At 67.3% G+C, this 909-nt stretch carries 2 protein-coding genes; both read right to left on the reverse strand.

The window, feature by feature from the left end:
* The coding region (locus tag ELR45_RS37805) for a Gfo/Idh/MocA family protein (RefSeq protein WP_205856566.1) at positions 1-461 on the reverse strand (461 nt) is incomplete at its 3' end.
* A 9-nt stretch (positions 462-470) separates the two neighbouring features.
* A partial coding sequence (locus ELR45_RS35170; protein ID WP_165367756.1) for an ROK family protein occupies positions 471-909 on the reverse strand: 439 nt, incomplete at its 5' end.

Consider the following 909-nt stretch of genomic DNA (forward strand, 5'->3'; position numbering starts at 1 on the left):
TCGCGGACCTTCTGCCGCATGAAGGTGGTGGCGGGGTTGTAGTAGCTGGTCTCGCCCATCATGTAGATCAGGCCGGTGCGTTCGACGGAGGAGATGATCGCCTCGATGTCGGTCAGCTCGGTGGCCATGGGCACCGCCGAGTAGACGTGCTTCCCGGCTTCGAGGGCGGCCAGCACGAGCGGCGCGTGGGTCCAGCGTTGGGTGAAGATCGCGACGGCATCGACGTCGGAATCGAGCATCTCCTCGAAGCTGCCCACCGTCGTGGCGTTCTCGTAGCGTGCGGCCAGCTGCTCGGCCCGGTCCGGCTTCAGATCCGTCACCTGGAGGCTGCTGACGTTCGGGTGCAGGTTCCATAGGGTGGCGAAGCTCGTGGAGAACTGGCCGGCACCGACGATGCCGACGCTGAACGATCCGGCATCGGAGTCCAGCGGGGCCTTGGGGTCAAGCGGAAGCGCGGACATCGGTTCCTTTCAATCGTGAGAGTGTTCGGCCCGGGCGAATCGGTCCTCGCCGGGCGGATCGACGAGCAGCCATTGGCAGGCCACGACGGCTGCCCCGCGTGCCCACTCGTCGAAGTCGGAGTGGAAGATCTCGATGCGAGGTGGTGTTGCCCAGGGATCGAGATGATCCGCCAGCGCCTCATCCATGGCGGGGCGGGCGTGGTCGTGCATGTCCAGGCCGTCCCCGGCGAGGATCACCACGGGGACTCCGACCAGGTTGACGACGTTGGCGATCAGCAGCCCCAGCGCTCGGCCGGCATCCGCGAACACCCGCAGCGCGACGACGTCGCCGTCCTGCGCGAGCCGGCAGGCCTCGGTGAGATCGAGGTCCGGGGTGCCCCGGGGTATGCCGATGCCGTTCGTGATGGCCTCGGTGGCCAGGAAGCTTGTAGCGCATCCGCGATGCCCT

Origin of the sequence: Phytoactinopolyspora endophytica, assembly GCF_004138495.1 — a bacterium.
Lineage (GTDB): Bacteria > Actinomycetota > Actinomycetes > Jiangellales > Jiangellaceae > Phytoactinopolyspora > Phytoactinopolyspora endophytica.